The organism is Cupriavidus sp. KK10, assembly GCF_018223725.1.
Taxonomy (GTDB): Bacteria; Pseudomonadota; Gammaproteobacteria; order Burkholderiales; family Burkholderiaceae; genus Cupriavidus; species Cupriavidus necator.
Genome location: NZ_CP073677.1, coordinates 2,634,506 through 2,646,551 on the forward strand (window position 1 = coordinate 2,634,506; position 12,046 = coordinate 2,646,551).

At 68.1% G+C, this 12,046-nt stretch carries 8 protein-coding genes and 2 pseudogenes; all 10 read left to right on the forward strand.

Annotation, left to right across the window (positions count from 1 at the left end; genetic code table 11):
• Positions 1–263 precede the first annotated feature (263 nt).
• The 10 genes and pseudogenes from KB879_RS12565 (at position 264) to KB879_RS12610 (ending at position 11,964) form a co-directional block, all read left to right on the forward strand.
• Positions 264–1,748, forward strand: coding sequence for an IucA/IucC family protein (locus KB879_RS12565; RefSeq protein WP_371827414.1), 1,485 nt, complete (start codon positions 264–266; stop codon positions 1,746–1,748).
• Positions 1,745–2,947 (forward strand): MFS transporter, encoded by a 1,203-nt coding sequence (locus KB879_RS12570; RefSeq protein WP_153953521.1) that lies wholly within the window; start codon positions 1,745–1,747, stop codon positions 2,945–2,947. The genes KB879_RS12565 and KB879_RS12570 overlap by 4 nt, the downstream gene beginning before the upstream one ends.
• 4 nt (positions 2,948–2,951) lie before the next feature.
• The gene (locus tag KB879_RS12575) at positions 2,952–4,763 is read left to right on the forward strand and encodes an IucA/IucC family siderophore biosynthesis protein (RefSeq protein WP_153953520.1); all 1,812 of its coding nucleotides are present in this window, start codon (positions 2,952–2,954) and stop codon (positions 4,761–4,763) included.
• Positions 4,764–4,770: 7 nt separating this feature from the next.
• Entirely contained in the window at positions 4,771–6,546 is a 1,776-nt protein-coding gene (locus KB879_RS12580) for an IucA/IucC family siderophore biosynthesis protein (protein WP_211981575.1), read from the forward strand.
• Positions 6,543–7,010: pseudogene (locus KB879_RS12585) on the forward strand (aldolase/citrate lyase family protein); the annotation flags it as partial. The gene KB879_RS12580 and the pseudogene KB879_RS12585, both read left to right, overlap by 4 nt.
• Before the next feature lie 75 nt (positions 7,011–7,085).
• Positions 7,086–8,339: an IS256 family transposase gene (locus KB879_RS12590; RefSeq protein ID WP_211980211.1), complete on the forward strand. Its 1,254-nt coding sequence runs from the start codon at positions 7,086–7,088 to the stop codon at positions 8,337–8,339.
• Positions 8,340–8,387: 48 nt separating this feature from the next.
• Positions 8,388–8,702: pseudogene (locus KB879_RS12595) on the forward strand (aldolase/citrate lyase family protein); the annotation flags it as partial.
• A 22-nt stretch (positions 8,703–8,724) separates the two neighbouring features.
• Entirely contained in the window at positions 8,725–9,915 is a 1,191-nt protein-coding gene (locus KB879_RS12600; RefSeq protein ID WP_153953517.1) for a type III PLP-dependent enzyme, read from the forward strand.
• 294 nt (positions 9,916–10,209) lie between these two features.
• Complete coding sequence (locus KB879_RS12605; protein WP_153953516.1) at positions 10,210–11,541, forward strand: nucleobase:cation symporter-2 family protein; 1,332 nt, start codon at positions 10,210–10,212, stop codon at positions 11,539–11,541.
• 126 nt (positions 11,542–11,667) lie between these two features.
• Complete coding sequence (locus KB879_RS12610; RefSeq protein WP_013953146.1) at positions 11,668–11,964, forward strand: zf-TFIIB domain-containing protein; 297 nt, start codon at positions 11,668–11,670, stop codon at positions 11,962–11,964.
• Positions 11,965–12,046: the final 82 nt, after the last annotated feature.

The following is a 12,046-nucleotide window of genomic DNA, read 5'->3' on the forward strand; positions in this document are numbered from 1 at the left end:
TGCTGGCGCAGGACCTGCTGGACGCATTATGGCAGGAGAACCTGTACGGCATGCGCGAGCACTGCCGGCTGGTAGCCGCTGACGACACGCCGCTGGCCGCGCTCGCCGTCGACCTGGGTACGGCCGGCACGCTGCTTTGGCTTGGCCGCCGCCTCGACGGCCCCCGGCCGCTGCAGCTTGGCGCCGGCGATGACAGGCCGCCCGTCGTCCTGCAACGCGACGGCAGCGCCATGCCGCTCGGCGCCGCCGCGGCGTTGGAAGCCTTGCAGTCGGCGGACTGGTGGCCCGGCCGCAGCGGGCGCCTGCAGACGCTGTTCGCGCTGGCCGAGGCGCAAGCCGCGCGCACGCTTGCGCACGAGCCGGCCATCCTGGATCGCCTTGCGGCGGCGCCGCGCTCGCTACTGTCGTGGGAGGCGGTTTGCTGCCTGCGCGACCGCCCTTTCCATCCGCTCGCTCGCGCCAAGGCCTGGGGCGATGCGGCCGGGCCGCACGCCGGCTTCGACGCGGAATCCGGCCAGCCCGTATGGCTGCACTGGATTGCCGTGCCGTTACACCGGCTCCGGACCGGTTCGGCGATGGAAGCGTCAGCGCAACCGCTGGCCCGCTCGCTGCTGCCGCCCGACGAACTCGACCGCCTGGTGGCACGCGCGGAAGCCGCCGGCGCGCAGCGCGGCTACCTGTGGATGCCGGTGCACCCGTGGCAATGGCAGCAGCAGGCCCACGCCGCCGCCAGCGGGCAAGCGCCATGCATCGACCTCGGTAGCGGCATCGGTGCGGCCTACCCGACCGCCTCACTGCGCTCGCTCGTCATGCATGGCCGGCCCGAGCTCCACCTCAAGCTGTCGCTGGGCGTGCAGGCACTGGGGGCCAGGCGCACCCTGCCCGCGCGCTACCTGCACAACGGTGCGCTCGCGCAACAATGCCTGGCGCAGCTGCGGGCGCGCGATCCCTGGCTCGGCCAGCACCTGCTGCTTTGCGACGAGCGCGACTGGTGGGCACTGCGCCAGCACGACTCGCTGATCGCTGAGCCGGGCGAGCTCGCCTGCGTGCTCAGGCGCTACCCCGGCGACCTGGCGGCTGGCACGTGGCTGTTGCCCATGGCGGCGTGCGCGGCGCTGACCGCCAGCAACGACCTGCCGGCGCTGCGCCGGCTGTCCTGCACCGATGCCGACGAGGCCTGGGCGGCATTCCGGTGCATCGCGGCCCTGCTGCTCGAAACCGGCCTGCGTTGCTTTGCCAACGGCGTCATGCCCGAGCTGCATGGGCAGAACGTCGTGCTGGTGGTCGGCGAGCCAGGCCCGCGGGCGCTGCTGCTGCGCGATCACGACACGCTGCGCATCTGCCCGTCCCTGCTCGCAGAGGCCGGCGCGGACGTGCCCGCGTACGCCGTGGACACCGCCACGCCGAATACGCTGATGCTCGATGCGCCGGCGCAACTGCTCGCGTACTTCCAAACGCTGGCGATCGAGGTCAACCTGTACGCCATCGCCGCCGCGATCGCCGTGGCCTTCGACAGCGACGAGCGCACGGGCTGGCGCATCCTGCGCGAGGAGATCGCCCGATTGCTGGCCGCCGGTACCGGCAACCGGACCGCAGAGATTGCGCGGACCGCGCTGCTGGATGCGCCGGAATGGCCATTCAAGCAATTGCTTGCGCCGCTGCTGGCGCGCGACACCGCCAGTACCGGCATGCCCAGCGCGCTCGGCAGCCTGCGCAATCCGCTGCGCGAGAGCGGAGTCCCGTCATGACGCCGGCGCCGCAAGCCGGCCCGTCGCGCGACATCGCCCTGCTGCTGGCCGGCCAGGCGGTGGTGACGACGGGCCTGATGACGCTGGTGCCGATCATGCCGCTCTACCTGCGCGACCTCGCCGGCCCCGCTGCCGCGCACTGGAGCAGCCTGGCGCTGGCCGCGCCGGGCGTCGGCGCGCTGCTGCTGGCGCCGTTCGCCGGCAGCTGGTGCGAACGATGGGGCTACCGCCGGCCCTTGCTGCTGTCGTTGTCGGCCTTCACCGCCAGCCTGCTGCTGATGGGGCTGTCCACGCACGTGGCCGGCTTCATGGCCGGCCGCCTGTTGCAGGGCGCGAGCGCCGTCGGCGTCTTGCTGACCATCTGCATCGGCCGCGTCAGCACGCCCGGCATGCGCGGCCGTGCCTTCGGCATGCAGGAATCGGCCGTGGCCACCGGCGCGTTGCTGGGCCCCGTGCTCGGCGGCGTGCTGCAGGACTGGTGGACGGTGCGGCCGATGCTGCTTGCAGTGGCCGCGGCCAATGCCGTGCTGACGCTGCTGCTCGCATGGCGGCTGCGCGAGCCGGCGCCACAGGCGTTGCCAGGCGCCGGCTCGTCGCGCGGATTCGCCGCCATGCTGGCGGACGCGTCGCTGCGCCGCTGGCTGCTGGCCGGCTGCCTGACGCAGGCCGGCGCGTTCGCGCTGGTGAACGTGTTCGCGCTCTACCTGCAGCAGCGCTACCCGTACGATGCCCTGCTCGGCAGCAAAACCGGCTTCCTGCACGCGCTGGGCTGGCTGGCCGCGATGCTCGCCAGCCCGCTGTGGGGCGCGCTCAGCGACCGCGGCACGACCGTGCGCGTATTCATGTTGGCCGCCGGCGGCTGCGCCGTCGCGCTCGCGTTGCTGCCGCTTGCCGATGCGCTCTGGCAGATCGGCGCGCTCCGGGTCGTGCAGGGCGCGCTGTTCGCCGCGCTCGCGCAATCCATGCTGTCCTATTGCTGCGCCCGCCTGCCCGCGAGTTTGCACGGCAGTGCCACCGGCATCGCCAAGAGCGCCATGACCGCCGGGCAACTGGTCGGGCCGCTGGCGGTGATGGCGTGGCTGCCACGCTCCGACCCGGCGGGCACGTTATGGCTGATCGCCGCCATGTTCGCGCTGGCCGCCGCACTCGTCGTCCCTGATCGCTCATCGTTGTTTGCCACCGTCCCTGATGCGAGGTAACTGCATGCTTTCCACTCTCCTGCCATCGACCACCGTGGCGCCGCAAGGGCGCCTGCGCGCCCATCGCCCGGACCGGGATGCCGCCGCGCCCGACGCCGTCGAGCGCCGCCTGATCGAGCAATTCTTCAACACCTACTGCCGCGAGACCGGCATCGTCGATCCCCGCCTTGACGCGCACCTTCCCGCCCCGGTGCCGGCTGCGCTGAGAAGTACCCTTGCGCGCTGGCGTGCCGAGGGGCTGGTACCGGCGGTGCTGGCACTGGCGGATCGCGACGGCCGCCACCGCTGGCTGGCTGCTGCGCTCTCCTACGTATCCCCGATCGGCTACCACCGGCTCGCGGATGCGGTGCTGTCCGACGGCAGCGCCTTCGCCCCGCTGCGCCGCGCCGAGAATCTGGCCGATGCCATCACCCAGGCGCTCGCGCATGCCTACCCACAGAGCGCCGCCACCGACTGGCCGGAGCGCTTTGCCACGCTGATGAAAAACGGCGTCCAGAAGGTGCGCCTGTACCACCGCGAAGCGCCCGCACGGCAAGCGCCCTCGCGCTTTATCGCTGCCGAGCAGGGGCTGCGCTTCGGGCACATATTCCACGCCACGTCGAAGGCGTCGGAAGGGTTCAGCCACGATGCGCTGCAACGCTATGCGCCGGAGCTCGGCGCCGCCTTCCAGCTGCACTACTTCGCCGTCGCCAGCGACCAGTTGGAGAGCAGCGCCATCGACGGCCAGCCGCTGCCTATCGACCCCGCGGCAATGGAGGCCGCCGCGGACCTGCTCAAGGAGGGCGACTACCGCCTGCTGCCCTGCCATCCCTGGCAAGCCACGCAGCTGCTCGCGCACAGCGAGATCCAGCCACTGCTGGCCAGCCGCGCGATGATTTCCCTCGGGCCGCTGGGAGAGCTGGCCTGGCCGACCTCGTCGGTACGCACGGTGTGGCTGCCGCAGCAGCAACGCTTCCTCAAGCTGGCGCTCGATATCCGCATCACCAACTTTGTCCGCAACAATCCGCCCGAGCACGTGCGGCGCGCGCTGGATGCCAGCCGCGCCATCGCCATGCTGCCCGAGGCGGCGCGTTCGTCCGCACACTTCACGGTGCTGGCCGAAACCGGCTACGCCGTGCTGGCCCTGCCCGACAACGCGCTGCGCGCGAGCACCGCAGTGATCTTCCGGCAAGGCATGACCGGCCCGCATGGCGACGCCGCGCAAGTGCTCGCCACGGTGCTGGAGGAGCCCGCGCATGGCGCCGGCATCCTGGACGGCCTGCTGCGCGAAGCGCTGGGCCATCAACCCGGCGCGGCGGATATCCGCCGCTGGTGGGCGCGCTATCTCGATGTCACGCTGCTGCCGCTGGCGCGCCTGTTCGCCGAGCACGGCGTCAGCCTGGAGGCACACCTGCAGAACAGCATGGTCGCGTTCGCGGGCGGCTGGCCGGTGCACGGCTATGTCCGCGACATGGAAGGCGCCAGCATCAGCCGCGCCCGCTTTGCCTGGGCGGCGCAGTTCGATGCCGACAGTCCCGCCCTGTACACCGAGGAAGCCGCGCTGCATCGCTTTGCCTATTACGTGCTGGTCAACCATATCGGCCACTTCATCGCCTGCCTGGCGCGCACGGGCGGCTGCGACGAAGCCACGCTGTGGCAGGACACCGCAGCCGCGCTCGACGCAAGCGGCCCATCGCTGCGCCAGCTGCTGGCGTCGCTGCAGGGCCTGCCCACCCTTCCCGCCAAGGCCAACATGCTGAGCTGCTTCGGCCGCCACGGCGAAACGCCTGCGTGGGCAGGCGTCCCGAACTTCCTCGTATCCGCACCGCTAGCCTGAGCCCCCGATGAACACCACCGATTACCAACGACTGATCCAGAGCCCGCAATACCAGCAAGCCGCCCGCCGTGTGCTGCGCCAGCTGCTGGAAGCCCTGTTGTTCGAAGACTGCCTGCGCGACGTGATTGTCAGCGACGCCGGCGTCGAACTGCCCGGCGTGACGGCTGACGGCCAGCCCGTCAGCTATCGCTGCGCCGCGCAGCGCACCGCCAGCTTCGGCCGCATCCGCATCCGTGGGCCGGTGCTCCGTTGCGAAGGCGAGAGCCAGGCTGAAGCCGACGACGTCGCGCAACTGCTGTCCGAGCTTGCCGGCCAGCTCGATGCCGACCCGGTGCGCCTGCAGCAGTTCGGGCTGGAGCTGCTGTCCACGCAGGTCAAGGACGCGCAGTCCCACCATGCCAACGGGCACGCCGGACAACCGTTGCGCGATGCCGGCTACGATGCCATCGAAGCGCGGCTGACGGGTGCCCATCCTTACCACCCGGGATATAAATCGCGCATGGGTTTCACGCTGGCGGACAACGGACGCTACGCGCCGGAATGCGCCGCGCCCCTGCAGCCCGTGCTGCTGGCAGCGCGCCGCTCGCATTGCCGCTGGAATCTCGGCAACGCCGAGGCATCGCCCGAGAGCCTGCTGCCACCGCCGGCGCGCGCCGCATTTGAGGCCGCTTTGCGCGAGCATGGTGCCAATCCCGCCGTCTACCTGCCGCTGCCCGTCCACCCGTGGCAATGGGACGAGGTCATCGCGCCGGGCTACCACGGCGCGTTCGCGCGCGGCGAGCTGATCGCCGTCGGCGAGATGCCGGGCCGCTACCTGCCCCAGCAGTCGATCCGCACCCTCGCCAATGCCGATCAGGCCGATGCGTTGTCGCTGAAGCTGGCCATGAATCTCGTCAACACCTCCACTTCGCGCGTGCTGGCGCCGCACACGGTATGCAATGCCGCCGTCTTGAGTGACTGGCTGGCGAGCCTGGTGGCGCGCACGGAATGGACCAAGCCGATGGCCGCGCCGGTGTTGCTGCGCGAAGTCGCCGGCGTCAGCCATGTGCCCGCCGCGCCGGTGCAGGGCCAGTACGGCGCGCTTTCCTGCATCTGGCGCGAAAGCATCCACCGCTATCTGGCACCCGGCGAGGCCGCCATTCCCATGACCGCGCTTACCCATATCGATGTCGACGGCCTGCCGCTGATCGAGCCGTGGGTCCGCCGTCATGGCGTGCGCGTCTGGCTGCAGCGGCTGGTGGAGCGTGCATGGCTGCCGGTGCTGCACCTGCTCTGGGAGCACGGCACCGCGCTCGAGTCGCACGCGCAGAACATGCTGCTGCTGCACGTCGACGGCCTGCCGCAGCGCGTGGCGCTCAAGGACTTTCACGACGGCGTGCGCTTCTCGCGCCAGTGGCTGTCCGGCGCCGCGCCGCAACTCACGCCGCCGCCGGCCGAGCATGCGCGCGTCAACCCGAACTCGTTTATTGAAACGGACGAAGCCGATGAACTGCGGGACTTCACCTGCGACGCACTGTTCTTCGTCAACCTGGCCGAACTGGCCCCACTGCTTGCCGGCCACTACCAGCTCGAGGAAACAGCGTTCTGGTCCATCGTGGCAGGCGTGATCCGCAGCTACCAGCGCGCACACCCGCGCCTGGCTGAAAGCTTCCGGCGCTTCGACTGCTTCGCGCCCACCATGTCGATCGAACTGTTGGCCAGCCGCCGCTTCATGCCCGAGATCCGGCTGCGCACGCGGCAGGCGCCCAATCCGCTGGCGCTGGCGGAGGCAGAGGCGGCATGAGATCGCTGAAGGCGCGTTTGTCGGATCCGGGCGGCGGCCAGCTGCACGGCCTGTTCTGCTCGACGCCTGCGGCACTGACCGTCGAGCTGATCGCTGCCGCCGGCTATAACTTCGTGGTGATCGACCTGGAACACACGCTGATCGATGGCGCGCAGCTTGGCGCCATGCTGCTGGCGGCGCGCGCCAGCGGCATCGCGCCACTGGTGCGCGTGGCGGCCCCGCACCAGGTGGCGCCGGCGCTGGACGCCGGCGCCCAGGGCATCGTCTTCCCGCGCATCAGTGCTGTAGCGCAGGCAAGGCAGGCGGCCAGGCTCTGCCACTACGCACAGCATCAGCCCATGCCCGGCGAGCGGGGGCTGAACGCCACCTGGCATAGCGCGTTCGGCCGCGACGATCTTGCCGCCGCCACTGCCGCAGCGGGCGCCGATACGCTGGTCGTGGCGATGATCGAAGACAGCGCCGGAGCCTGTCAGATTTCTTGTGTGTTGAGGTCATGAGACGATATCGAAAGAAACGCCCTTATGACCGAAACAAAAAGCATGACCAAGAAGAGCAAGAAATCGAGCGCGCCGAAGCTGTTTCCGGATGAGTTGATCGATCAACTACTGGCTCAGGTACAGAACAAGGACGCCGAGTCGATTCTCGGTGAATCAGGCTTGGCCGGCCTGCTCAAGAAGCAGTTGGCCGAGCGTATGCTTGCCGCCGAACTGACGCACCATCTGGCCAGCGAGGCCAAGCAAGGCAAGAGCGGCAATCACCGCAACGGCAGCAGTGCAAAGACCGTCATCACGCCCAACGGCGAGCTGGAACTGGACATTCCGCGCGACCGGCAAGCCACCTTCGAGCCGCAACTGGTCGCCAAGTACCAACGCCGGCTGTCCGGCTTCGACGACCACGTAATCAGCATGTATGCACGCGGGATGAGCGTGCGTGAGATTCAGGGCCATTTGCAGGAACTGTATGGGCTGCAGGTCTCGCCCGACCTGATTTCCACCATCACCGACGAAGTGCTGGCCGAGGTCGAACAATGGCAGCAGCGCCCGCTGGAGGCGATGTACCCCATTGTCTACTTCGACGCGCTGCGCCTGAAGATCCGCGACGAAGGCACCGTCAGGAACAAGGCGGTGTACCTCGCGCTGGGCATCCGCGCCGATGGGCGCAAGGAAGTCCTCGGCCTGTGGATCGAGCAGACCGAAGGCGCCAAGTTCTGGCTCAAGGTCTTCAACGAACTGAAGAACCGCGGCCTGGAGGACATCCTGATCGCCGTGGTCGATGGCCTGCGCGGCTTCCCCCAGGCCATCGAGGCCGTCTACCCGGCCGCGCAAATCCAGACCTGCATCGTCCACCTGATCCGCAACTCGCTCAACCTGGCGAGCTGGAAGGATCGCAAGGGCCTGGCGGCCGCACTCAAGCCGATTTACCAGGCTGCCACGGCCGATGCCGCTGCCACTGCGCTGGATGCCTTTGCCGGCAGCGACTGGGGCCGCAAATTCCCGACGGTGGCCGACATGTGGCGGCGGCAATGGGAGCAGGTCATCCCGTTCTTCGCCTATCCGCCGGAAGTGCGCAGAATCATCTACACCACTAATGCCATCGAGAGCATGCACATGCAGTTGCGCAAGATCGTCAAGAACCGGGGCCACTTCCCCAGCGACGAAGCCGCCAGCAAGCTGCTGTACCTGGCCTTGCGCAACATCGAGAAAGATTGGAAGATGCCGCCCATCACCTGGAAACAAGCGGCCAACCAGTTCGCCATTCTCTTCGGTGACCGCTTCACCAACGCCCTACGCTGAGATTTAATTAACCGACCTCAGCACACAGAATTCCTGACACCTCCCAGCGCCGCGCTCGATGCGCTCGATGACATCGCCGCTATACCCGGCATCGATGTGCTGCTCGAAGGCGCCGCGGATCTCTCGCAATCACTGGGCGTGCCATGGCAGACGCGTCATCCGCTGGTGTGGGACGCCGTGGCGCGCATTGCCGATGCGGCGCGCGCGCATGGCAAGCATTTCTGCGCGCTGCCGCGCACCCCGGAAGACGCCGCGCTCTGGCGCCGGCAAGGCACGCGCATGCTGCTGCTCGGCGACGACCGCGGCATCGCGCGCCGGGCCATGGCCGCACACCTGCAATCCCATTCCCAGTCATCAACATAAAGCCGCCCCTTCCCGCCACCACATGAACCCGCAAAACATCACCCGTTACCTGGATGAACTTGATCCCCGCAAGGGGCCTGCGTGCGCCTATCTCTATGACCTGGACCACCTGCGCACGCGCGCGGCTGGCCTCGCTGCCGCCTTGCCCGAGGACTGCGATCTCTACTACGCAATCAAGGCCAACAGCGATGCGCCAGTGCTGCGCGCGCTGCTGGGCGCAACGGCCGGCTTCGAAGTCGCGTCGCTGGGTGAAATCGAACGCGTGCGCGCCGTCGAAGCCGACGTGCCGGTCGTATTCGGGGGCCCGGGCAAGACCGATGCCGAGCTGGAGGGCGCGCTGCGCCTCGGCGTCAGGCTGATCCACGTCGAAAGCGCGCTGCAACTGCGCCGGCTGGACCGCATCGCGCAACGCATGGGCCGCCGCGCCGACGTGCTGCTGCGCGTGAATCCGGCCTACGGCCTGCCCGGCGCCACGCTGCAGATGGGCGGGCGTCCGACGCAGTTCGGCATCGACCAGGCGGAACTCCCCGCCGTGATCGCGTTGGCATGCGACCTGCCCGGCGTGCGCCTGGTCGGGCTGCACCTGCACGCGGGCTCCAACAGCCTGGACGCCGACCAGCATCTCGAACTGATTTCACGCCATATCGCGCTGGCGCAGCAATGCCGTGACGAACACGGACTGGCGCTGGAATGGCTGAATGTCGGCGGCGGCATCGGCATCGACTACACCGATCCCAATCGCACCTTTGACTGGCCGCGCTTCTGCGCCGGGCTGGCGCAACTGCTGCAGCAGCGGCGGCCCGGCTGCCGCATCGTGCTGGAATGCGGCCGTTTCATCAGCGCCGACTGCGGCTGCTACGTGGCTGAAGTCATCGACCTCAAGCACAATCACGGCAAGCACTTCGCCATCGTGCGCGGCGGTACGCACCATTTCCGGCTGCCGGTGTCGTGGCAGCACAATCATCCGTTTTTCGTCGCACCGAACGACGCGTGGCCTTACCCGTTTGCGCGCCCGGAGCTGACTGACGCAAGGCTCACGATCTGCGGCGAGCTTTGCACGCCGAAGGACGTCTTCGCGCAGGAGGTAACGGTGCCGCGCGTGCGCGTGGGCGACCGCATCGTCTTTATGCTGGCCGGGGCCTACGGCTGGCACATCTCGCACCACGACTTCCTCAGCCATCCGCATCCGGAAAGGGTGTTTTTCGGCGAGTAGCCGGCCCCGGACCTGTTCCGCGCGCCGGCGCGCGGCGCTGTTCCACTGTTCTTATCCTCCCATGCAAGGGAGCTGATACAAATTGTATGCAATTTTTGTATCACGGAGTGCTTATCCCTGCTATTCTTGCTCCCCGGTTGCGGCCTGGAACCTGATCCCGGCCATGCTCGCTGCAGGCGGTCTTCTCCGCCTGTCCGGCAGCGCGCAACGACAGGGCCGGGGGCTGCCCCTCCCCCGGCGCCAGAAGAACAAGACAGTCCGGAAACATATCCGGCCAGACAACAGGAGACATGAATGGCGCCCTTGCTGTTCAAGGTGGAAGACCGCCCCCCGCGGCTGACGACGTTTTTGCTTGCGCTCCAGCATCTGCTGGCCGCCCTGGGCGGCATCATTGCGGTGCCGCTGGTCATTGGCGGTGCCCTGAAACTGCCGCCGGACCAGGTCATTGCGCTGGTGAATGCCGCCCTGCTTGGCTCGGGCATCGTCACCATCATCCAGTGCAAGGGCATTGGCCCGGTGGGTATCCGCATGCCATGCGTGATGGGCACCAGTTTCGCCTTTGTCGGCGCGGCCATCAGCGTGGGCGTCGAACACGGCGTGGCCGGCATCCTGGGCTCGGCGCTGGCGGGCTCGCTGGTGATGATCCTGGGCAGCTTCTTCATGCCGGCGATCCGCAAGCTGTTTCCGCATACCGTCACCAGCGTGGTGGTCACCATGATCGGCCTGTCGCTGATTCCGGTGGCCATCGACTGGGCCGCAGGCGGCCAGGGCAGCAGCCGCTATGGCGCGCCCGGCAATCTGGCGATTGCCGTCGCGGTGCTGGCGCTGGTGGTGGCGGTGGTGCAGTGGGGCAAGGGCATGCTGTCGGCCTCGGCCATTGTCGTCGGCATTGCCGGCGGCTACCTGCTCTGCCTGGCACTGGGCCTGGTCGATTTCACCCAGTTTCACCAGGCACCCATCATCGCGGTGCCGCAGCCGCTGCACTTCGGCATGTCGTTCCCCATCTCGGGCATTGTCGCCATGTCGATCGCTTTCCTGGTGACCATTGTCGAGTCCACGGGCACGTTCATGGCACTGGGCGCGGCCACGCAGCGGCCGATTTCCGGCAAATGCCTGTCGCGCGGCATCCTGTGCGATGGCTTTGGCTCGGCCTTTGCGGCACTGGTGTCGAGCCCGCCGTTGTCGACCTTCGCGCAGAATGTCGGCGTGGTCTCGCTGACCGGCGTGGCCAGCCGCCATGTGGTCGCGCTGACCGGTGTCATGCTGCTGCTGGCGGGGCTGTTCCCGGTGCTGGGCGCGTTGGTGGTGACGATCCCGCAGCCGGTACTGGGTGGCGCCGGCCTGATGATGTTCGCGATGATCGTGTCGGGCGGGATCCAGATGCTCAGCACCGTCAAGTTCACGCAGCGCAATACCCTGATCGTGGCCGTGTCGATCGGCTGCGGCCTGGCGGTGACGTTCCGCCCGGAACTGCTGTCGAAGCTGCCGGCCTTTGTCCACGAAGTGTTTGGCTCCGGCATCACGGTGGGCTCGCTGTCGGCGGTGATCCTCAACTTGCTGCTGCCCGGCGGCAAGGACGAGCCGGCTGAAGACGCCGGCCACGGCACCGTCGGCGAGGCTGCCTGAGCGCCTGCCAGGGCCTGCGCACCACATCAAACGCCCTCGGCACCACTTCTGCAAGTATCCTCCGGTCGAACCATATGGGCTGGCGCCGGTCATATCCTGACGTTTTCACTTCAATGAGGAGAAGCAATGGATTGTCCGGTGTGCCCGCAAACGCAACTCGTGATGTCCGAACGCCAGGGCATCGAGATCGATTACTGCCCGAAATGCCGCGGTGTCTGGCTGGACCGGGGCGAACTCGACAAGATCCTCGAGCGCTCCGTGGCAGCCGCCCCGGTGCAGCAGGTGCCCATGCAGCAAATGCCGCAGCAAACTCCGCCCCCGCGACAGGAATACCAGCGCGGCCATGGCGACCGCGACCGGCACTATGAGCGCGAGCAGAAGCACTATAAGAAGAAGAGCATCTGGCACGAGTTGTTCGACTGACTCTGGCTTGCCAGTGAGCAAGGGCGACGCAAGGTCGCCCTTTTTTGTTGCCGGCCGCTATTGCGCTGTCCCGCGCAAACCG